General features: G+C 47.6%; 20 protein-coding genes and 2 riboswitches. Of the genes, 4 read left to right on the top strand and 16 right to left on the bottom strand.

Annotated elements, in window-relative coordinates; translation table 11 throughout:
• Positions 1–39: 39 nt before the first annotated feature.
• From DESDE_RS22015 to DESDE_RS06730, 4 genes are all read right to left on the bottom strand, one after another.
• Complete coding sequence (locus tag DESDE_RS22015) at positions 40–207, bottom strand: hypothetical protein (RefSeq protein WP_014793297.1); 168 nt, start codon at positions 205–207, stop codon at positions 40–42.
• 245 nt (positions 208–452) lie between these two features.
• Entirely contained in the window at positions 453–623 is a 171-nt protein-coding gene (locus DESDE_RS22440) for a hypothetical protein (RefSeq protein WP_242831351.1), read from the bottom strand.
• A gap of 142 nt (positions 624–765) precedes the next feature.
• Positions 766–1,917, bottom strand: coding sequence for an ATP phosphoribosyltransferase regulatory subunit (gene hisZ, locus DESDE_RS06735; RefSeq protein ID WP_014793295.1), 1,152 nt, complete (start codon positions 1,915–1,917; stop codon positions 766–768).
• Between the two features lies 1 nt (position 1,918).
• The gene (locus tag DESDE_RS06730; RefSeq protein ID WP_014793294.1) at positions 1,919–2,257 is read right to left on the bottom strand and encodes a YerC/YecD family TrpR-related protein; all 339 of its coding nucleotides are present in this window, start codon (positions 2,255–2,257) and stop codon (positions 1,919–1,921) included.
• A gap of 217 nt (positions 2,258–2,474) precedes the next feature.
• Positions 2,475–2,575: riboswitch (SAM riboswitch) on the top strand.
• Positions 2,576–2,655: 80 nt separating this feature from the next.
• Between DESDE_RS06730 and DESDE_RS06725 the strand changes: the two genes are divergently transcribed.
• From DESDE_RS06725 to DESDE_RS06710, 4 genes are all read left to right on the top strand, one after another.
• Positions 2,656–3,678, top strand: coding sequence for a methionine ABC transporter ATP-binding protein (locus DESDE_RS06725; RefSeq protein WP_014793293.1), 1,023 nt, complete (start codon positions 2,656–2,658; stop codon positions 3,676–3,678).
• Positions 3,671–4,348: a methionine ABC transporter permease gene (locus DESDE_RS06720; RefSeq protein ID WP_014793292.1), complete on the top strand. Its 678-nt coding sequence runs from the start codon at positions 3,671–3,673 to the stop codon at positions 4,346–4,348. Before DESDE_RS06725 ends, DESDE_RS06720 begins: the two co-directional genes overlap by 8 nt.
• 165 nt (positions 4,349–4,513) lie before the next feature.
• Positions 4,514–5,359 (top strand): MetQ/NlpA family ABC transporter substrate-binding protein, encoded by an 846-nt coding sequence (locus DESDE_RS06715; RefSeq protein WP_014793291.1) that lies wholly within the window; start codon positions 4,514–4,516, stop codon positions 5,357–5,359.
• 342 nt (positions 5,360–5,701) lie between these two features.
• Positions 5,702–6,403: a hypothetical protein gene (locus DESDE_RS06710; protein ID WP_014793290.1), complete on the top strand. Its 702-nt coding sequence runs from the start codon at positions 5,702–5,704 to the stop codon at positions 6,401–6,403.
• Here the strand turns inward: DESDE_RS06710 and DESDE_RS06705 are convergent.
• From DESDE_RS06705 to DESDE_RS06655, 12 genes are all read right to left on the bottom strand, one after another.
• Positions 6,398–7,753, bottom strand: a complete 1,356-nt coding sequence (locus DESDE_RS06705; protein WP_014793289.1) for an MFS transporter — start codon at positions 7,751–7,753, stop codon at positions 6,398–6,400. The two genes, DESDE_RS06710 and DESDE_RS06705, sit on opposite strands and share 6 nt — an antisense overlap.
• A 115-nt stretch (positions 7,754–7,868) precedes the next feature.
• On the bottom strand, positions 7,869–8,423 hold the full coding sequence (locus tag DESDE_RS06700) for a manganese catalase family protein (RefSeq protein WP_014793288.1): 555 nt from the start codon (positions 8,421–8,423) through the stop codon (positions 7,869–7,871).
• An 81-nt stretch (positions 8,424–8,504) separates the two neighbouring features.
• A complete protein-coding gene (purD, locus tag DESDE_RS06695; protein WP_014793287.1) occupies positions 8,505–9,764 on the bottom strand; it encodes a phosphoribosylamine--glycine ligase in 1,260 nt (419 codons plus the stop codon).
• Positions 9,765–9,925: 161 nt separating this feature from the next.
• Positions 9,926–10,156 (bottom strand): hypothetical protein, encoded by a 231-nt coding sequence (locus DESDE_RS21815; protein WP_158309858.1) that lies wholly within the window; start codon positions 10,154–10,156, stop codon positions 9,926–9,928.
• Positions 10,157–10,413: 257 nt separating this feature from the next.
• Positions 10,414–11,964 (bottom strand): bifunctional phosphoribosylaminoimidazolecarboxamide formyltransferase/IMP cyclohydrolase, encoded by a 1,551-nt coding sequence (gene purH, locus DESDE_RS06690; RefSeq protein WP_014793286.1) that lies wholly within the window; start codon positions 11,962–11,964, stop codon positions 10,414–10,416.
• 18 nt (positions 11,965–11,982) lie between these two features.
• Positions 11,983–12,582, bottom strand: a complete 600-nt coding sequence (purN, locus tag DESDE_RS06685) for a phosphoribosylglycinamide formyltransferase (protein ID WP_041917227.1) — start codon at positions 12,580–12,582, stop codon at positions 11,983–11,985.
• Positions 12,582–13,601: a phosphoribosylformylglycinamidine cyclo-ligase gene (gene purM / locus DESDE_RS06680; RefSeq protein WP_014793284.1), complete on the bottom strand. Its 1,020-nt coding sequence runs from the start codon at positions 13,599–13,601 to the stop codon at positions 12,582–12,584. Before purM ends, purN begins: the two co-directional genes overlap by 1 nt.
• A 41-nt stretch (positions 13,602–13,642) precedes the next feature.
• A complete protein-coding gene (gene purF, locus DESDE_RS06675; protein WP_014793283.1) occupies positions 13,643–15,061 on the bottom strand; it encodes an amidophosphoribosyltransferase in 1,419 nt (472 codons plus the stop codon).
• Positions 15,062–15,079: 18 nt separating this feature from the next.
• Positions 15,080–15,796 carry a phosphoribosylaminoimidazolesuccinocarboxamide synthase gene (gene purC / locus DESDE_RS06670; protein ID WP_014793282.1) on the bottom strand — a complete coding sequence of 239 codons (717 nt, stop codon included), beginning with the start codon at positions 15,794–15,796 and terminating at the stop codon, positions 15,080–15,082.
• Between the two features lie 62 nt (positions 15,797–15,858).
• Positions 15,859–17,154: an adenylosuccinate lyase gene (gene purB / locus DESDE_RS06665; RefSeq protein WP_014793281.1), complete on the bottom strand. Its 1,296-nt coding sequence runs from the start codon at positions 17,152–17,154 to the stop codon at positions 15,859–15,861.
• A 3-nt stretch (positions 17,155–17,157) separates the two neighbouring features.
• Complete coding sequence (gene purE, locus DESDE_RS06660) at positions 17,158–17,664, bottom strand: 5-(carboxyamino)imidazole ribonucleotide mutase (RefSeq protein WP_014793280.1); 507 nt, start codon at positions 17,662–17,664, stop codon at positions 17,158–17,160.
• A 50-nt stretch (positions 17,665–17,714) separates the two neighbouring features.
• Positions 17,715–21,524, bottom strand: coding sequence for a phosphoribosylformylglycinamidine synthase (locus tag DESDE_RS06655; protein ID WP_014793279.1), 3,810 nt, complete (start codon positions 21,522–21,524; stop codon positions 17,715–17,717).
• A gap of 270 nt (positions 21,525–21,794) precedes the next feature.
• Positions 21,795–21,896, bottom strand: a riboswitch (purine riboswitch).
• Positions 21,897–21,924 lie beyond the last annotated feature (28 nt).

The raw sequence follows: 21,924 nt of genomic DNA, 5'->3' as shown, positions 1-21,924 counted from the left end.
CCCGTTCCCTCCGCTTTACTAATCAGAGCCCAAACGTCCTTAGTCACACTCACCGCGTTCATCCGGAATGACCATGACTTTCCCCTTCGAAAGACTCTCCCCGTCCATGAATTCCTTTTCGCCCTCCTGCTGCGCTTTTAAAAGGATATCCATGACATCGGCGACTTTAGCCGCCAGTTGAAAATACATCTTTTCATAATCCGTCATTTTAATCTATACCCCCCTATTTCAAGCAGCGGCAAGGCTCCAGGTCTTGACCCGGTCCTGCCGTCTGCTTTTATAGGGGAAATTAAAAAGCACATGCGAGGTTTTTTTCACCCTACACATGCGCTATGCTTCGTTATCTGCTGAATCCTAAACACCTAACCCCGTTCAACCGGAAGCAAACCGGCTGTAAACAGAAAAGCAATCCGCATAACCGGTATGCGAACAGTTCCTTTCCGCTGCCAGGGTCAGGAATAGGCTGAATCTCCTGCTGCGTGAAGCCGCACAGTCTGCTCCCCGCCCCATCCCACTATACCCACCTCACCCGCAGCACAGGCACTTTGCTTGTGCAGAAACGGGCAGCGTTGTATAATAAGAATGTCGTCGTGGACAGCTTGACTGTTACGTGTAGGTGCCAACACACCTGCTCGTGCCTGGAAGTGCTCCAACACTTTCAGGTCACGGCGACTTTTTAATTTCCACCTATTTCTAATTATAGCTTTTTTGAGGGGAATTGCAAGGCATGGGAGAGCGGGAATCATCATAAACCTTTTTATTGAATCACCTTGCGCAAACTACTTCCTTGATTCCTTTGCGGTTAGCCGATTCCACAGCTTGTTCCTGTGTAAAGCTTTCCAGACACATCTCCACACGTTTTCCTGGTTGGCGGAGTTTCCGGGCTTCAGCGATAACTTTTGAAACATCACTGCCATAGACAAGAACTTCCGGGATTTCAGCATTGGAGCAGGTCATTTGCTCGATGATAGCCTTTAGATTGATAGCAAACCCTGTAGCAGGGGCATCCTCCCCAAATTCACCGTATAGGGAGTCATAACGCCCTCCTTCAACAACAGGGAAGCCCACTCCGGGAACATAGCCTTCAAAGACTGCACCCGTATAATAACTAAAGCCACGTAAAATCCCCAGATCCAGGGACACATAGTCCTGAACTCCGAAATCCTTTAAGTATTGATACACCTGCCTCAGGGCATCCACCGCTTCCAGTAATGAGGGCTGCTGACTCCATTCAAGAACTTGATCCAACATATCCTCTTTACCATGAAGGTGAGGAAGCTTTAAAAGAATCTCCTCGACTCTGAATTCAAAACCATAGTCCTTAACCAATCTTTCGATCCCCACGAAATCCTTGCGGGCAAGCTTTTCTTGATAGCTGAATTTAAATTCCTGAGGAACTCCCAACTCAGCCATAATACCTTTAAATATACCCATATGTCCCAAATTGATTTGAAAACCCATTCCGCCGATTTTGCGGAGAGCTTCAATCGCTAAGGCGACTACTTCGGCATCCGCCGCAGGGGAGGCTGATCCGATAAGCTCTACTCCTACTTGCCTGAATTCTTGTTTATGAGATTTAGAATAGCGGAAGACATCCGCTGCGTAACATAATCGCAAAGGAAAGGCAGTCCCCCGCATCCGGGTGCTGACCATCCGGGCGATGGGAGTGGTTAACTCCGGACGCAGCACCAGGACATGGCCCTGACGATCAAAGAGCTTAAAGAAACTATCCCCTTCTTCTTCGACCGGCTGGATGCATGCCCCATACTCCAAGGTCGGAGTGACAACCTTCTGATAAGCCCATGCTTTGAATAAATCCAGCGCAGAGGCCTCTGCCCGCTCTTGTAAGGCTAACTCATCTGGAAGAATATCATGCATCCCTTCCGGGATTCTTAAGCCCAAAGAACTTCGCGGCATATTAGTCCTCCTCCTTTTCCTTCTCCTCCAGACGCTTCAGGACCATCTGATAACCGTCGGCCCCAAAGTACAGGCACCGCTTGACCCGACTAATAGTAGCCGTGCTGGCACCTGTGGATTGAGCAATGGTGGTGTAGGTCACATTCTTTTCAAGGAGTTTGGCCACTTCCAGGCGCTGAGCCAGGGATTTAATCTCCGCCACCGTAGCGATATCCTGAAAGAACCTATAGCATTCTTCCCGATCCTTTAATAATAAAAGAGCGTCAAAAAGCGCATCCGTTAAGGAATCACGCAAGCGCTGATCAATTCCCTTAAAATCATCGTCATTATATTCATTCATTATCGATCATCTCCTTATACTTCTATACTTTAATTTATTAAAGTATGAGGTCCTTGTCAATATTCATAATCCTTCTTAAGAAAATTTGTTTAAAAAAGAAATGTCCTTTGATCATAATAAGAACTGTTGTAAAAATTACTTGCCAAGACCCTATGTTCTATGTTAGTATATTGTCTATCAAGATTTCGACTGAAACTTGGCTAAAAATCAATAAACACTCTTATCCAGAGTAGGTGGAGGGACTGGCCCGATGAAACCCGGCAACCGACATGAAAATGCACGGTGCTAAATCCTGCAGGAAATACTGGGAGATGAGAGGAAACCCGACTATAACTCCGCGGATTTCCTCGTGGAGTTTTTTATTATATTGAGTTAGAACCTAACGAGGAGGAACAGCGTTGATTAGAATTGAGAACTTAACAAAGGTTTACACCTCCCGCAAAGAGCAAGTTGTAGCCATTCAAGATATCTCCCTTCATATTCCCAAAGGCGCTATATACGGCATCATCGGTTTAAGCGGCGCGGGTAAAAGTACCCTGGTCCGTTGCATCAATCGCTTGGAAGAGCCTACCGGCGGTAAAATCGTGATCGATGGTCAGGACTTGACGGCGATGTCTGCTCCTGAGCTCCGGCAAGCCCGCCAAAAGATCGGCATGATCTTTCAGCACTTCCATCTGCTCCAGTCCCGCACCGTTTTTGATAATATTGCCTTTCCCTTAGAGATTGCCGGTTTTAAAAAACTGGAGATAGAAGAACGAGTTAAGGAGCTTCTCCCCTTAGTCGGTTTAGAAGATAAAGCTTATGCCTATCCTTCCCAGCTCAGCGGCGGTCAAAAGCAAAGAGTGGGGATCGCTCGTGCATTGGCCACCAATCCCAAAGTACTCCTTTGTGATGAAGCTACTTCCGCCCTTGACCCCCAAACTACTTTATCCATCTTGGATCTCTTAAAGGATATCAATCAACGCTTCGGCTTAACCATCATCATGATTACTCACGAAATGAAAGTGGTTAAAGAGATCTGCACCGATGTGGCCGTCATCCATGAGTCAAAAATCGCTGAACAAGGGCCTGTGGAATCCGTTTTTATTCACCCCCAGTCCAGTGTTGCCAAAGAATTTATCTCTACCGTATTTCCTAATGAGCTGCCTGGGGATTTGCTCCGTGAACTGGCCACACATCCCAATTCCCAGATCGTACGCATCCAATTCTTAGGCTCACGGGCCTCGGACCCCATCATTGCCGATCTTATGAAAGAATGTGAAGTTCGGGCCAACATCCTCTACGGAAGTATCGACCACCTCCGCTCCACTCTCTTTGGCACCCTGACTTTGGAGCTGCAAGGAGAGCCCGAGCAGTTGGCTTCAGCTCATCAATATCTTGCTCAGCGCGAACTTAAAGTGGAGGTGATCAAGCATGTTTGATTTTACCAATCCCCAATACTGGGAAACCATCTATCGACTTCTGGTCCCTGCCACGGGAGATACTTTATATATGGTTATCGTCTCCACTCTGCTGGCCTATCTTATGGGCGTTCCCCTTGGGGTTATTCTGGTCATCTCTTCCCCCGAGCATATCTCACCCAATCCCTGGATAGAACGCACCCTCGGGACGGTGATCAACATCTTCCGTTCAATACCCTTCATCATTTTGCTCTTGCTCTTGATTCCCGTCACTCAGGCCATTGTCGGCACCTATATCGGTACAACGGCGGCAATAGTACCTTTAGTCATTGCCACTGCACCTTTCGTAGCCCGCATGGTGGAGAATTCACTGAAAGAAGTTCCTTATGGAGTCATTGAAGCAGCTTTATCCATGGGTTCTTCCCCTTGGCAAATTATCTGTAAAGTACTTTTACCCGAGGCTAAAGCCTCTCTCGTCTTAGGCGTCGCTATCACTACCATCAGTGTCGTTGGGTATACCGCCATGGCGGGAGCCGTAGGAGGCGGCGGCTTGGGAGATGTCGCCATCCGCTATGGACAACACCGTTTTCGGACCGATGTTATGTTTATGACCGTCATCATCCTTGTGATCATCGTCCAATTCGTCCAACTCTTTGGCACCAAACTGGCTCGCCGGATTAATCACCACTAAGCATGTTCCAAGCTCTCACTCAAATTCATGCCGGGCGATACCGGTACCCCGTCATGTTCTTTGAGGAGAAGGCTTGAGCATATATCTTCTAAAGGGTATCTCACAGAAATGTCTTCATGTGTATCTTCAGAGGAAAAGAAAGAAGAATTTAAGGAGGAAATAAGAATGAAACGTAAACTCTCGACTTTAATTATCGGCTCCGTAGTAGCCCTATCCTTGGTACTTACCGGGTGCGGAAGCACCCCTCAAAAAGCCGATACTCCGCCCAACTCCGGTAATGCTAATGAGCCTGTGACAATCAAAGTAGGCGCTACTCCCGTTCCCCATGCCGAACTTCTTGAATTCGTCCAACCTAAATTAGCAGAACAAGGTATCAATCTGGAAATCGTCGATTTTACGGATTACGCTCTTCCTAACCCAGCCGTTAACGACGGAGTCATCGACGCCAACTTCTTCCAACACACTCCTTACCTGGATACCTACCTTGCTCAAGGCATGAAGCTGGCAATCATCGGCACCGTGCATATTGAGCCTATGGGCTTCTACTCTAAAAAAGTAACCAAAATCGATGAGCTCAAAGACGGTGATGCTATTGCCATCCCTAACGATCCCTCCAATGGCGGCCGCGCTTTAGCCGTCTTAGAACAAGCCGGATTGATTAAACTCAAAGACGGTGCCGGTGTCACCGCAACAGAATTGGATATCGTTGAAAACCCTAAAAAGCTAAAAATTCAAGCCATTGAGGCTGCTCAACTTCCCCACGCTCTTACTGACCCCAAAATTGCTGGAGCTGTCATCAACACCAACTACGCTTTAGAAGCCGGCCTCAATCCCACTGAGGATGCCATTGTCCTTGAAGGCAAAGATTCTCCTTATGCCAACATCGTGGTAGCCAAAGAAGATCGCAAAAACGATCCCAATCTCAAAAAATTAGTAGATGCTTTGAACTCCCCAGAAGTTAAGCAGTTTATTGAAGATACCTACAAAGGTGCTGTCGTTCCTGCCTTCTAAGCATTACTACTTCAACTCATAAAGAAAGAGCCGTTCCTCAAACCGAGGGCGGCTTTTCTCATTGCTATGCACTCTATGTCTATTTTAATCTTAACGATTTAATCTTCGCTCTTACCATCAGATCCTGAAACTTCTCATTATCCATGAATCCACATCCTTATTCCTAGGAATGGAATAATCATATCTTATCCCCTAGATTAACCCAACTACAAATCCACTTAAACCCATCTCCGATTACCATATTTTTGATGGCATAGAACGGGTCACTCCTCACACACTATAGACAAATTACCCAGGATGAAGAACTTAGTCAACATCTTGGACTATGAGGAGAATATCTCTATGAATTCCTTCGATAAAAAAATCCAGACCCGATTACGCATGCATCCTGAGATGCTGCGCAACATTTTAACCGAGCCCAATGAAGAGACTCTCACGACCTTAACGCGCTATAAAGTGTTTGAATCCAAAGGAGCCTATCTCAGCCAACTTCTTCTTTCCCTGCTTCCCCAGTGGGAATACCTGGCTTGCGAAGGCAATGCATATTTAGGACAAATCCTTCGCGACCTGGAAAAGGCGCCCATCAGTCCGGTTCCTCATGAGTCCGATTTTCTGCGGGCGAATCTATTGCGTATCCGCATCCTTGCCGAAACTCCAGGAGTTTTTCCTTTTTCCCCCTTTATTATTCAAGAACATCTTCTCAACTTTTTAGAGGGTGCGGATCTGATCGCTGATTTACCTCAATTGACGGTCATTCATTTCAGCAGAGATGAACTGAGGCCCTTAGCCTCAGAACTAGCTCAATACCGCCTTAGCCCTTTAAGCCGCCGCTATGTGCAGAACCTGTTCCACCAGGAACGCCAGGAAGCCATTCTCTCCAATCTTGCTTATCTATGCAAAAACTATCCTTTGCTCGGCACCTGCCGACAGGCCTATGCTTTGCTGCTCTCCCTGGATAACATTGAAAATTGGAGCAAACACCCCTTCTGCCTCCGTCTGGTGTCCAATCGCTTCTGGGATTATCGCGCAAAGGAGATTTTATAGCTCATCCATGGGTCGGCCTTTCGTCTCTTCACCTAGAACGAGAACATTAAAGACAACTAATATAAGCACTCCGGCAAACATCAGAAAAACCGTTTCTGTAGGTATTTCTGCTCCTAGCATGCGGCCTACCACCATAGGGGCTAAGATGCCGCCGATACGGCCAAACCCTGCAGCCCAACCGGCACCGGTTCCACGAGCTCTGGTAGGATAAAGCTCAGGGGTATAGGTGTAGAGAATTCCCCATGCTCCAAGATTAAAGAAAGACATAAGGGAGCCAAAGATAAGAATCATTGTTACACTGTTTCCCTGACCAAAAAAATAAGCACTCATCGCCGTACCTAAAACGAAAGCAGTCAAGGTAGGCTTGCGCCCAATGCGATCGACCAAAAAAGCCGCGCTAAAATAACCGGGAATCTGAGCTAAGGTCATAATAATAACATAGCTAAAACTCTTGGTCAGAGAGAAACCCTTTAAAGCAAGAATAGAGGGCAGCCATGTGAAAATCCCATAGTAAGAATACACAATTCCGAACCAAAGAAGCCAGAGAAATACCGTTCTGCGCAGGAACTTCCGGGAAAACAATTCCGCTACTGTGACCCGGTGCAGTACTTTGGTATTAGGATTCTCTTGCTTTGGCAGCTCTCTTTCACGTTTTACTTTTTTATCAATTCTACTATCTTTTACATCAAAGCCTGCCTCCCCGGCGACCATGCGATACACTGCCTCAGCCTCTTGTATTCTTCCCTGTTCCTCAAGAAACCGCGGTGACTCCGGGATGTACTTCCAGAGATAGAAAACATAAAGAGCAGGAATTGCACCAATAAAAAAAGCAATATGCCAACCATAGTTGGGAATGATCAGGTAGGAAATAACGGATGCCAAGAGCCATCCTATGGCCCAGAAGCTTTCCAAAAGGACGAGAAATTTCCCCCGATGCTTAGCAGGAGTGAACTCACTAACCAAAGTCACGGCGACAGGCAGTTGTCCTCCCAAACCAAACCCCACGAGAAAACGAAAAAACAAAAGGGAGCTATAACTCCATGCTAAGCCGCATAATCCAGTAGCTAAAGAATACATAACCAAAGTAAAAGCAAAGACCTTTTTTCTTCCGATCCGGTCCGCCACACTCCCGGACAGAATAGCTCCCAGAGCCATTCCTAACAGGCCGACACTCCCGATATTCCCCACCTGTTCCGGGGTTAATCCCCAAGTCTTCATCAATACCGGCAGAACAAAGGAAATAATGCCCGTATCCATGGAATCAAACATCCATCCTAAACCTGCAGAAATAAGAAGTATATAGTGAAATCTCTTAACCGGTAGGTTTTCTATTCGTTGTGATATACTCATCTTTTATCCTCCTGAAAGAAGCGATGATAATTTCATATAGTTTAGCAAAAATTAGTAAAAAAATAAAGAAGCTTGCAGATTAAGCTTCTTTTTTGCTTTTTAAATTTTATGCCATCTATTCCAGTACCTGTAAACTCATTTTGTACTCATAGATAATCTCCATATATTGCTCTGAAGTACCTCCTTCAGTTAAGACCTTATAACTTTGATATAAGAGCCTTTGATGAATCCCTTCCCGCCGGGCTAAAAAGGTAAGCAGACGTTTAACTCCAGGATCCTGGGTCATGGAAGCATGCTTCTCATACAAAAGGCGTGCTCTCTTTTCCAAGGCAGCATTAGCTCTTAAAAGTTTATCCGGTTCAGAATACTGGTTTACATAGGAAAGAGACCAAGGGGAGTTCTTATGGTCGCTTAAGCGATTGACCTCCCCGCCCAGCTTAATAATCATTGCCGATAAAGTTTCCAAGTGAGCAAGTTCTTCAGCCATGATGAGCCCTAAAAGTTCACGTAAAAAACGGTTGTCTATATTAACCTGATGATTTAAGTATTGAACTGCCTGAGTGAGCTCTCCATCCTTTCCACCATAATGCTCCAACAATTCTTTGGCCAGGACCGGATCAGGCCCTTCCACATGGATAGGATAAAAGAACCTTTTTCGATAGATGTACACACCCTTCCCCCCTTTGAACGTCGTCCTGTCTTCATTATATGAAGACGGGACAAACTGAAGTCACAGAGGGAAAAGCCGAAACTAAAGACCTTTTACCCCAATATCTTTACGATAATGAGCTCCGGGGAAGTCTATTTTTTCTACTAAGGCATACCCCAACTGACGTGCCTGGTTAAGATCATCTCCCAAAACCGTTACCCCCAAAACCCTTCCACCAGAGCTCTGCAGCTCTCCATCTTGGGAAAGGGAGGTTCCGGCGTGAAAAATCACTTGTCCTTGCTCAAAGACTTCCGGCAAGGCGATGGGAATGCCTTTTTTATAGGCCATAGGGTACCCTGGTGCGGCCATAACGATACAGATAGCTTTTTCTTTTTTCCATTCCAACTTTATATCCTTAAGCTGCCCCTCAGTACAAGCCCAAAGAACCTCGAATAAATCCGATTCCATACGGGCCATAACCACTTGGGTTTCCGGATCACCGAAGCGGACATTGAATTCCAGCGTTTTAGGACCATTTTTGGTCAGCATCAAACCGGCAAAAAGAACCCCTTGAAAGGGCATCCCCTTATCCTTCATGACTTTTAAAGTGGGGTGCACGATTGTTCTTAATGCCTCTTCTTCCATCTCCGCATTCCAAAAAGGTGGAGGACTATAAGTACCCATTCCGCCGGTGTTCAAACCCTGGTCCCCGTCCAAAGCTCGTTTATGGTCTTGAACAGGAACCAGAGCGACCGCATGTTCACCGTCACAGAGACAGAGTAAGCTGACTTCCTGCCCTTCCATATATTCTTCAATCAAGAGCAATTTTCCCGACTCACCTAAAGAGCCGCCCATTAACTCATCCACAGCCTTCAACGCCGTGTCCAAGTCCATGGCTACAATCACTCCCTTGCCGGCTGCTAGGCCATCGGCCTTTAAGACAATAGGTGCTCCCATGTGCTTAATATATTCCTTGGCCTTCTCAGGTTCAGAGAACACCCGGCTTTGAGCCGTGGGTACCCCTGCCTCTTCCATAATTTCCTTGGCAAAGGACTTGCTTCCTTCCAGTCGAGCGGCTCCTTGAGTAGGTCCAAAAATCCTTAGCCCCTCTTTTTGGAAAGCATCCACGATCCCTAAAGTCAAAGGAGCCTCAGGACCCACAATGGTTAAATCAATGCCCTCTTTTTGGGCAAATTCAAGCAAGCCGGGGATATCTGTAGCCGAAATCGCCACATTCCATTCCAGAGTTCCGGCATTTCCTGGGGCAACATACAGTTTTCCGACCTCCGGACTTTGGGCTATTTTCCAGGCCAGGGCATGTTCTCTGCCTCCATTGCCTACCACCAAAACCTTCTTACCCATGGGACACCTTCTTTACAATTTGATTTAGACTGCTTTAGGAAAACCCGAAAGCTGATTCTCCAGGATTTTGCTTTACACCGGCCGCTCCATAAGCTGCGCGGAGCAATCTAATCGCTCAAGACCTCCGCTGCGTCGGGTTCCCGGCTAAATCGGCTCCTGCCTCATAGCCGGTTGGAAACGTCCTGTTTCCAACCCGACTCCGCTGCAGTCTTTTCGCGAAGATTGCTTACCTGCTCGCTTAAATCCGCTCCCTTTTGTAAAGCAAAATCCTTGGGCTTATCTTTCGGGTTTGAGCAAGCGGGCGTTGTGGGAAATGTGGAGTAAGTTGCTTGACTCAAGTCGCTTTTTCCGTCTTTGCCGACGCCGCTTAAGCGGCAGGGTCGGGTACCCAAAGAAAAACTAAAAAAGACCCGCAAGGCGTAGCTTTACGTACAAAAGCGAACAGATTTAGCGGAGGGACGGTCGGGTGAACAAGGCTTTCTTAACTTAGCCGAGCCACTGGTTCACATGCAGACAGCAGCGGGGTTTGGCTCGGCTGTTAAGAAAGCGAGTGAACCAGCCCCGGAGCTATGGAGTAAGCGTTGTGCGTAAAGCTACGCGACCCGGACATTCTCTGCTGATACCGCAACAGCAGCAGACAAATCCATTCTTAATGCTTAAAGTGGCGACGATGAGTAAACACCATAATCAGGTTCAAGCGATCAGCCGCTTCAATGACTTCCGCATCTCTGACCGAGCCGCCCGGCTGAACCACAGCTCGCACACCTGCTTTTGCCGCTTCCTCCAAAGAATCCGGGAACGGAAAAAAGGCATCGGAGGCCAGATAAGCTCCCTGAGCTTTTTCTCCCGCCTGTTCCAAGGCAATCTTGACTGAGCCGACCCGATTCATCTGACCCGCTCCCACCCCAAGGGTTTGGCCATTTTTGGCTAGTACAATAGCATTGGATTTGACATGCTTCACCACCCGCCAGGCAAAATCCAATTCGCGAAGATCCTCAGGGGTGGGCTGGCGCTTACTGGCTACCTGCCATTCTGAGACCGGTGTAGTCCCTTCATCCTCTTCCTGAATTAAATATCCACCTTGGATGGAACGAACCTTCCAGGGCGTGATCGTTGGATTCCCGTCCTGAGCTACCTTGACTAGACGAAGATTCTTCTTTTCCTGTAGTATTGCCCTGGCTTCAGAGCTGAATTCAGGAGCAACGATGACTTCATAGAAGTGAGCCTTAAGTGCGCCGGCACATTCAGCATCGATAGCACGGTTAAAGGCGATAATTCCTCCAAATGCCGACACCGGATCCGCTTCCAGAGCCCTTTCATACGCTTCCAGAGCCGTTTTTCCCAAAGCTGTACCGCAGGGATTGGTATGCTTAATAATAGCGCAGGCCGGATCATTGAAATCCTGGACGATACTCCAGGCTGCGTCCATATCCGTCCAATTATTATAGGAGAGTTCTTTCCCCTGAATCTGCTCGCCATGGGCCAATGTGCCCATTGCTTCTACTCCCCGATAAAAAGCAGCTTTCTGGTCCGGGTTCTCCCCATAGCGAAGATCCTGAACCTTTTGGGCAGAGAGTGTTATGGTATCGGGGAAAGGAGAGGTGGAGATGGACTCCCCAGCAAGCTCCGCCGTCAAATACGCGGCAATACACTGATCATATTCGGCGGTATGGGCAAAGGCCTCTGCTGCCAAGCGTTTACGCATAGCATAAGGGATTTCCCCCTGCTCACGTAGGGCTTGAAGCACCTCTGAGTACCGCTGCGGATTGACGACAATACCCACCCGTTCCTGATTCTTTGCTGCCGCACGAACCATGGAAGGACCGCCAATATCAATATTCTCAATGGCCTCCTGAAACTGGACTCCCGGTTTGGCAATGGTCTCTTTAAAGGGATATAGATTCACCACCACAAGATCAATCAGGCCGATATCATTATCCTTGAGCTGCTGTAAATGTTCTTCCGTAGCTCTGGCCAAAATGCCGCCATGAATCTTCGGATGAAGGGTCTTGACCCGCCCATCCAAAATCTCCGGAAATTCCGTAATCTCAGTAACATAGCGAACAGGTAATCCTGCTTCGGTCAAGGTTTTAAAGGTTCCACCGGTAGAAACCAACTCAAAGCCCAACTCAACAAGCCCTTGAGCGAATTCCACAATTCCTGTCTTATTAGAAACACTAAGCACAGCTCGACGATTCATTAAAAAGCCTCCCCAACTCTATAGTTTAACTACGATACGCCCATTTCTTTTGATCCGTCCACTGGACACCCATCCTACTGCTTCCGGATAAATGCGATGTTCTGCCTCCAGAATACGGGCAGACAAGGAATCTTCCGTATCCTCCGGCAAGACGGGTACTGCCTCTTGTGCAATAATGGGACCGCTGTCCAGACCTTCATCCACAAAGTGCACTGTGCATCCGGATATCTTGACCCCGTATTCAAGGGCTTGCTTTTGAGCATGCAATCCTTGAAAAGAGGGCAAAAGGGATGGGTGGATGTTAAGTATAGGGATCTGAATATCATGGAGAAACTCCTTGCTTAAAACCTTCATAAACCCAGCCAAAGCCAGAAGCTCTACCTTTTGCTCCAGCAGCCAATTCAGGATAGCGTTTTCTTGCTCCTTGCGGGAAGGAAAGTGGCTCAAAGGAAAGGTCGCATGGGGTATACCGGCCTCTTCTGCTCTTTTGAGAGCCAGAGCTCCTTCTTTGTCCGACCCGACAGCCACCAGTTCCCCATTTAATTCTCCATGCTTCCACGCCTCAATCAATGCTTGTAGATTGCTCCCACGTCCGGAAGCAAGGACTCCGATCCGCATCAACTGTAACTCACTCCTTTGCTTTGTCCCCTTACCTCTCCCAGGACAAAGCACTTCTCTCCAGCTGCTTGGAGCTGAGTACGAATAAAGTCGACATCTTGAGGATGAACGATAAAAACAAAGCCAATACCCATATTAAAGGTGCGCAACATTTCGGCTTCCTCCACCTCACCCATCTTTTGCAAAAGGGTGAAGAGGGCCGGGACTTGCCAAGCCGAACGATCAATCTTTATCCCCAACCCTTCAGGGAGAATCCGAGGAATATTTTCAGTAAGACCTCCCCCGGTAATATGGGCCATGCCAAGAACTTTGCGGCTTTCTATGAGAGGAAGGACACTTTTGACATAAATCCGGGTGGGCCGAATCAAAGCTTCACCTAAGGTTTCCCCCAGTTCCGGATAGTCTTTCTCCCAGAGATCGGGAGTAAAAATTTTACGGACCAAGGAATACCCATTGCTATGAAAGCCTGAAGAAGGAAGTCCGATCAGAACATCCCCTTCCTGAATTTGTGACCCATCAATCAGGTCAGGACGATTCACAGCCCCTACTGCAAAACCAGCAATATCGTACTCCCCTTCGGAATAAAACCCCGGCATCTCCGCAGTCTCCCCTCCAATCAGGGCACAGCCTGCCAATTCGCAGCCCTTGGCTATTCCGCCCACAACCTCGGCTACCCGCTCAGGAACCAGCTTTCCTACAGCAAGATAATCAAGAAAGAACAAAGGCTCCGCGCCTTGAACCAAAATATCATTGACACACATAGCTACTGCATCCTGGCCAATGGTATCATGGCGGTTCATCTGAAACGCCAGCTTAAGCTTCGTTCCCACGCCATCCGTTCCTGAGACCAGAACCGGCTCGGGGTATTTTTTAAGATCCAAAGCAAAGAGCCCGCCAAATCCACCCAGTCCGCCCATGACTTCTGGGCGAATGGTCCGTTTTACTGCGGGCTTCATCAATTCCACCGCTTGATTTCCTGCATCAATGTCCACTCCGGCCTGCCGATAAGAATATCCCATGATAGAACCACCTTTCTATGCAACCTACTCATCGTTATCTCTTAACACTTACCTTTAAATTCTTCCCATTTCTCCTTGGTACCCGCAGGTATTCCAGCAGGGTAATCCCCATTAAAGCAGGCCAAACAGACCGACAGTCCGCCTAAGGCCCGTTGGACACCTTCTTCAGATAAATAATGAAGAGAATCTGCTCCTACATACTCACGTATCCCTTCCCGATCCAACTGCGTGGCAATCAGTTTTTCCCGCTCCGCCGTATCTATGCCATAGTAGCAGGGATAAAGAACCGGCGGAGAGCAGATGAGAAGATGGACCTCTTTGGCCCCTACCTTTCTCAGCAACTCGACGATCCGGGAACTGGTGGTCCCTCTCACGATGGAATCATCAATCATAATGACTCTTTTTCCCTTAATCACTTGAGCATTGGCATTGAGTTTCAGGCGAACAGCTACTTCCCGCATCTCTTGGGTGGGCTGAATAAAGGTTCTCCCCACGTACCGGTTCTTCAGTAATCCCTGGGCAAAGGGGATACCGGATTCCTCAGCGTAGCCAAGGGCAGCGGTCATTCCCGAGTCAGGTACCGGTATGACAATATCTGCATCGATAGGATATTCCCGTGCCAGCTCGACACCCATTCTCCGACGGCTTTCTGTCACGTTCAATTGATCTATCGTACTGTCGGGACGAGCAAAATAAATATATTCAAAGGAACAGACGGCTGTCTTTTGGGCCGGAAACCCTTGCCGTGAATGAAGTCCCTCCTCATCGATAGTAATAATCTCACCTGGCTGAACATCCCGCACAAATTCAGCTCCGATCGTATCCAAGGCACAGCTTTCTGAAGCTAAAACATACCGACCTTCCAGTTGACCAATACATAAAGGGCGTACTCCATGAGGGTCACGCATCCCCAGAATCTTATTTTCCGCAGCCACTACTAAAGCATAGGCCCCCTGCAAATCCAGCATGGTTTTGACCAGAGCATCTTCTAAACTCCCCCGGCCATAGCGGGCAATCAGTTGAACGATCACTTCCGAGTCCACAGTGGTCTGGAATACTGCCCCTTCCTTAGCCAATTCCTCCCGCAATTCTCCCGCATTGGTCAAATTGCCATTATGGGCCAGAGCCATCATACCCTTTTGGTAATGAACCACTAAAGGTTGGGCATTAGTTAAGAGACTGGAACCTGTGGTTGAATAACGTACATGGCCAATGGCCATTTTTCCGTCCTGTTCAAGTTCCTTAAGAATTCTTTCCGAAAAAACTTCGGCGACCAATCCCATTCCTTTATGGACTTGAATATCCCTCCCGTTGGATACGGCAATCCCTGCACTTTCCTGCCCCCGGTGCTGTAAGGCATAGAGCCCGAAATAGGTTAGGCGAGCAACCTCCTGCTCGGGAGCATAAATACCGAATACTCCACATTCCTCATGGGGTTTATCATCCCAGGGTTCTCTCAAAGCGATACCCTCCTAATTTTAATTGTTAAGAACTTCTTTAACACGTCGATAGACTTCCGCATAGGCTTCTTCAACCTTGCCCAGATCACGACGGAAGCGATCCTTATCCAGCTTTTCCTGAGTCTCTTTATCCCAAAAGCGGCAGGTATCGGGTGAAATCTCATCCCCTAAATAGACTTTACCATCCGCTTTGCCGAATTCCAGCTTAAAGTCTACCAGAATAATTCGCGCCTGGTCTAAAATCTTCTGTAACTCTCCATTAATTTTAAGCCCCAGTTCTTGAATTTCTTTAAGGTCCGATTCTTCAGCCCACCCCATCGCTAAGGAATGGAACTCATTCACGAAGGGATCACCCAGAGCATCGTCCTTATAGTATAGTTCCACCACAGGGCGGGATAATTTAAACCCCTCTTCCACCCCTAAGCGCTTTGCCAAGCTGCCAGCTGCGATATTGCGTACCACCACTTCCAAGGGAATCATGTTCAGCTTGCGTACCAGCATTTCCCGCTCATTAAGCAATTCTAGAAAATGGGTAGGGATCCCAACCTTTTCTAAAACTTCGAAAAAGAGGGCGGAAAGACGATTGTTGACCACTCCTTTATCCTCAATGGTCCCCTTCTTTTCCCCGTTAAAAGCAGTGGCATCATCCTTGTACTCTACCCAATAGATTTCTTCTTGATCAGTTGCATAAACTTTCTTGGCTTTTCCTTCATATAACATTTCGCCTTTTTCCATAGCTCACTCTCCCTCTTCAATCGCCTAATCGATTTCCGCCGGTTTCTAAGGTTCTAAGTTTATTAAAGAAGCCCGACTCTCTTGAAAATTGTATCCACATGCTTCGTATGATAGCTGTAATCAAAGAGTTCAGCGATTTCTTCTTCATCTAAATAATTCCGAATGTCTTGATCCTTAAGCACCAAGGATTGGAAAGACTCCTTGGTCTCCCAAGCCTGCAAAGCATTGCGCTGGGTCCAGGCGTAAGCCGTCTCCCGGCTCAGGCCTTTTTCCACCAGGGTCAGCATGACCCTTTGGGAGAAGATCAGCCCTACTACTTTATCGATATTTTCCTGCATGGTTTCTGGAAAGACCCGAAGTCCCTCGATAAGCTTGATCATCTTATCCAACATATAATCCAGAGCAATGGTACTGTCGGGCAGAATAATCCGCTCAGCAGAAGAATGAGAGATATCCCGTTCATGCCAAAGAGCGACATTCTCCAAAGCAGCCTGAGCGTTGCCACGTATGACCCTTGCCATGCCGCAGATTCTTTCACCGGTTATGGGATTTTTCTTATGGGGCATTGCCGAGGAGCCCTTTTGACCTTTGGCAAAAGGTTCTTCCACTTCATGGACATCGGTACGCTGGAGATTTCGCAGTTCCGTAGCTATTCTATCCAAACTGCTGGCAACCCCGGCCAGTGTGGTCATATAAAAGGCATGCCGGTCACGCTGCACTACCTGAGTAGAGATGGGAGCCGGCTTTAATCCCAAGGACTCACAGACCCATTCTTCTACAAAGGGTTCCACATTAGCAAAGGTTCCCACTGCTCCGGAGATTTTTCCGACCCGAATCTCCTCCCGGGCGAACTGGACACGGCCGATGTGACGCTTAATTTCTTCGTACCATAAAGCAAACTTAAGACCCATAGTGATGGGTTCGGCATGAATGCCATGGGTTCTTCCCATCATCAAGGTATCCTTATGCTCAAGGGCTCTCTTTTTTAGCGCTACTTCCAGCCGCACCAGCTTCTCAAGCAAGATGTCTGCGGCTTCCACCATCTGCAAGGATAAAGCCGTATCCAGAACATCTGAAGAGGTAAGACCGAGATGAATATATTTTGCTTCCTCCCCTACATGTTCCGCTACATTAGTGGTAAAAGCCAGAACGTCATGGTGGGTGATTTCTTCAATTTCTTTGACTCTTTCCCAAGAAAACCCTGCTCTTTCACGGATGATCTTGACCGCATCTTCCGGAATCTTCCCAAGCTTTGCCCAACCTTCACAGGCTGCTATTTCGATCTTGAGCCAAAGCTCCAACCGATGTTCATCGGTCCAGATTCGCCCCATCTCTGGGAGGGTATATCGTTCAATCATGGGTTATTTCCTCTCTCGATTATCTAAAATCTCCTGTAGCGCTCTATCCTTTTCTTCCACCCCTTGTGCCATCTTAATGCGGTAATTTTTCAAAGCTTCTTTCAGATGTTCATCAGCATTAGCCAACATTTGGACTCCTAAGAGTCCGGCATTTTTAGCACCGTTGATACCGACTGTTGCCACAGGAATACCAGGCGGCATCTGGACGATAGCATACAGGGCATCCACACCCTCTAAGGCACCGCTCCGAATAGGCACCCCGATAACCGGTAATGTCGTCGCCCCTGCCACAACGCCGGGCAAGTGAGCAGCCATCCCCGCTCCTGCAATAATCACCTTACCGCCCTGTCCTTCAAACTCCTTAACCCAATTTAAGGTTCTTTCCAACGTTCGATGAGCAGAGGACACCTTAACCTCAAAACTCACCCCGAATTCCTTCAGGACTTTGATAGCATCCTCCATCACGTTAAAATCCGAGTCACTGCCCATGACGATACCAACTAAGTTCATACTGCTTCCTCCTATTACTTTGTCCTTTGTTTAATCAATAGGTGACACTATTATCCCCTAAAATAATTCACGCCGCCTTCGAAAATCGGCTGATATTTATTCCCGCTAATATTAATGGCCACACCTTCACCCACACGTTCGGAGTGCCCCATCTTACCTAAGACGCGGCCATCAGGACTAGTGATCCCTTCGATAGCCTCATAGGAGCCATTGGGATTATAAAGGACATCATTGCTGGGATGACCTTGGTGGTTCACATATTGAGTAGCCACTTGCCCCCGCTCCATCAGCTTTCGGATCACATCCGGGTTGGCCACAAACCGTCCTTCCCCATGGGATACGGGGATAGTATGAATATCTCCTAACTCCATACCGCTGAACCAGGGAGATAAGGTGGAGACCACTTTGGTCTGCACCATACAGGAAATATGGCGTCCGATTTTATTATAGGTTAGAGTTGGAGCATCTTCATCCAGATCCATGATTTCTCCATAAGGCAATAAACCTAATTTAATCAAAGCTTGGAACCCATTACAGACTCCCAGCATTAATCCATCTCTTTGGTTAAGCAATCTCATGACCGCTTCCTTAATTCGGGGATTGCGGAACATCGTGGCGATAAATTTCCCAGAACCGTCAGGCTCATCCCCGGCACTGAAACCACCGGGCAGCATGACCATTTGTGCTCGTTCTATCCCTTTGACAATTCCGGCGATGGATTGCTCCACATGATCAGGGGTCAGATTGCGAATGACTAAGGTCTCAACCAAAGCCCCCGCCTTTGTGAAGACTCGTGCCGAATCATACTCACAATTCGTACCTGGAAAAACAGGGATAAACACCCTGGGCTTGGCAATCTTAGTAGATGGCCTTTGTAAATTCCGTTCCTCAAAGGACATCCTTTGAGGCTGTCCCGCACTTTTAGTTTTTGTGGGGAAAATTCTTTCTAATGGTTTTTCCCAAGCTTTAAAGGCTTCATCTAAGGAGATTTCGACTCCATTGAGTTCGATGGCAGGCTTTTCTTGAGTGCTGCCCAGAACCACATACTTGACTTCACCAAAAGCATCCTGAAGATCAACCGCTGCAGGAATTTCTAAAATGATGGATCCGTAATCCGTCCGGAACAAGTCTGCCACGACCATAGGCGAACAGAACCTCATGCCGACCAGATTGCCAAAGGCCATCCTGGTCAGAGCGGCGGCCAGTCCCCCCATTCTTACAGTGTGGGAAGACAGGACTTTACCTGAACGAATGAGTTCATGAACCTTATCATAATTAGCAGCTAGATGTTCAAAATCAACTACTTCTTCTTTATCCCGCCTTGCAGGAATCAGGACCACTTGGCTGCCTGCTTGTTTAAACTCCTGGGAGATTACATCGCCTGTATTTAATACCCCCACTGCAAAAGCCACCAAGGTGGGGGGCACATGCAGATCCATAAACGTTCCTGACATACTGTCCTTACCACCAATGGCCGGAATTTCCAGCTTCTTTTGGGCATAGTAGGCTCCTAAGAGAGCGGAGAAAGGTTTTCCCCATTTTTGAGGTTCCTTGCCCAGTTTTTCAAAATACTCTTGCAGGGTTAAACGAATGCTTCGATAATCGGCTCCCATTGCTACCATTTTCGTAACTGCTTCCACCACTGCATACAGAGCGCCGTGGAAAGGACTCCACTTAGCACATTGGGGATTATATCCGTAGGTCATAGCTGTAGCTGTATGAGTATCCCCAGACTCTACAGGAATCTTCGCCACCATTCCTTCAGCTGGGGTGGCTTGATATTTTCCGCCGAAGGGCATCAGTACTGTATTCGCTCCAATAGTACTGTCAAAACGTTCTACCAGACCTTTTTGACTGCAGACATTCAGATCTTCTAAATTAGCCAACCAAGCTTCATATAGAGCATTATCGCCTGAAGCATGTTTCCCGAGCTTCTCTTCAACGGCTTTCGGCAACCGACTAAAATGGTTCTCTTTGCTTTCAGGAAGCAGCACCGACACATCCGCTTTTTGTTTTACACCGTTAGTGTTTAGAAACTCCCGGCTGATATCCACAATGGTTTTGCCTCGCCAGGTCATATTTAAGCGAGGATTCTCACTGACCTTGGCAACTAAAGTGGCTTCAAGATTTTCCTCATCTGCATACTCGACGAAGGCCTCTAAGTTTTCTGCTGCGATGACCACCGCCATTCGCTCCTGGGATTCAGAGATGGCCAGCTCCGTACCATCCAAGCCCTCATATTTTTTGGGAACTGCGTCCAGGTTGATCTCCAAACCATCCGTCAATTCTCCAATGGCCACCGATACTCCACCTGCGCCAAAATCATTACATTTTTTAATCATAGTGCTGACTTTAGGGTTACGGAAGAGGCGTTGAATTTTTCTCTCTGTAGGAGGATTCCCTTTTTGTACTTCCGCTCCACAGCTGGCTAATGATTCCATGGTATGCTCTTTGGAAGAGCCCGTAGCTCCTCCGCAGCCGTCCCGGCCTGTACGCCCTCCCACTAAAACCACGACATCTCCGGGCTGCGGTGCTTCCCGGACCACATTTTTCCTAGGGGCTGCAGCGATGACTGCACCGATCTCCATCCGTTTGGCGATAAAACCTTCATCATAAACTTCTGCAACTTGCCCAGTGGCTAAACCAATTTGGTTGCCGTAAGAACTGTAACCAGCTGCTGCAACTGTAGTGATCTTTCTTTGGGGCAGTTTTCCTGGTAGGGTTTCTTCCACTTTTGTCCGGGGATCGCCGCTTCCGGTAACCCGCATGGCCTGATAGACATAAGTCCGCCCGGATAAAGGATCCCGTATGGCCCCGCCGAGACAGGTAGCAGCTCCCCCAAAGGGCTCGATTTCTGTGGGATGATTATGGGTTTCATTTTTAAACATAATTAGCCATTCTTCACTCTTGCCATCCACATCCACATTGACAACAATACTACACGCATTGATTTCATCGGACTCGTCGAGATCTTGAAGAAGCCCCTTCTTTTTGAGCTCCTTCATTCCGATAACGGCCAAATCCATCAGACAGACATCCCGGCTTTGAGCTTTTTCCCCATAAACCAGCTCCCGGGATCCCATATACTCCTCATAGGCTTTCTGAATAGGCGCCGCAAACTCTCCTTCCTCGATGGAGATATTTTGCAATTGTGTAAAAAAGGTCGTATGGCGGCAATGATCCGACCAATAGGTATCAATGACTCGAATTTCCGTGATGGTGGGGTCCCGTTTTTCCTCATCCCGAAAATACCCCTGACAGAAAGCCAGGTCCTCCAGGCTCATGGCCAAGCCTGCTCCCTGATAGAATTCTTCCAACTCTACCTTCTTCATTCCGATAAAACCCTCAATAATTTCGACATCCTCAGGAAGTTCAGATACAAAAGCGAGGGTTTCAGGTTTTTCTAGACCAGCTTCCCGAGATTCCACAGGATTGATACAATATTGCTTAATTCGTTCCAGTTCATCTTCCGTGATCTGCCCCTTAAGAACAACCACTTTGGCGGAAGCGATCTCCGGACGCTCTTTTTGGGTGAGGATCTGAACGCATTGGATCGCCGAATCAGCCCGTTGGTCATATTGACCTGGAAGGTATTCCATGGCAAATACGTGGTCTTGGGAAGAAAGCACGAGTTCTTCATCATAGATCCAATCCACGGTCGGTTCGGAAAAAATGATCGTTCTGGCCTGAGCGTATTCCTCAGATGTAATACCTGCCACATCGTATCGGTTAATGATTCTTAGCTCTTTTAAGCCTTTGATACCCAGATTTTCCTGAAGATCCTGCAATAATCCCTGGGCCTCGATATTAAAACCGGGCTTCTTCTCCACATAAATACGTTTTACAGTTTGCAGTTCCATGATACCCTCCCTATTCTATGTCTTCTATGATATGACTCATAAACAATGAAACCATAATTGGCTAAAAAATAAACGGGTAGATTCCACTTGACTAAAAGAGTGAAACCTACCCGCCTGGGCTTTTTGTCCACGACCATTCACCACTAGGCTCCAGCTCTTTAGCGGGTGCAAGCAGCGAAAAGTTGTAATCCAACAGCAAGCTAAGGTCCACTCCTTTGAGAAGCCACCTTAGTACACACAGCCATCAGACCTGTGCCGCTCGGGTAAGACCCTAGGCACACTTTCGCTCATAGTCAGGCCATTTACGGCAGCCTGGTAGAAACTTGCAGACCCTATCTCCGCGATTATATGAACGCCCTATTTAAATTTTTACGTATCTTTGTAGAAACTACCTTCTGGA

The organism is Desulfitobacterium dehalogenans ATCC 51507 (assembly GCF_000243155.2).
Lineage (GTDB): Bacteria > Bacillota > Desulfitobacteriia > Desulfitobacteriales > Desulfitobacteriaceae > Desulfitobacterium > Desulfitobacterium dehalogenans.
This window is presented reverse-complemented; position numbering and strand designations above follow the sequence as displayed.